The sequence below is a fragment of the Rhizobium ecuadorense genome, assembly GCF_001187535.1.
GTDB classification, from domain to species: Bacteria; Pseudomonadota; Alphaproteobacteria; order Rhizobiales; family Rhizobiaceae; genus Rhizobium; species Rhizobium ecuadorense.
In genome coordinates, this window is sequence record NZ_LFIO01001583.1 from 1 (window position 1) to 225 (window position 225).

1 pseudogene is annotated in these 225 nt (G+C 58.2%); it reads right to left on the reverse strand.

The features are described from left to right. Window positions 1-225, reverse strand: a pseudogene (locus AF337_RS32645) (cation transporter); the annotation flags it as partial.

A 225-nucleotide genomic window follows, 5' to 3' on the forward strand; every position in this document is an offset into this window, starting at 1 on the left:
TGATCGACATGATCCTTGAGCTCGACAGGTGCAATCAACAGGACTTCGGTCAGTGCCTTCCAGACCGTGCCGATCGGCAGCGGGATCATTACAAGGCAGACCAGGGCCAGCACGAAGGGATCCATGTAGTTGGCAACCCAAGCGACGGGCGTCGGCTGCACGGCGAAGCCAATCAGAAATGCTATGAGCAGGGCAAACGAGATACCGCCGGACATGATCCAGGCC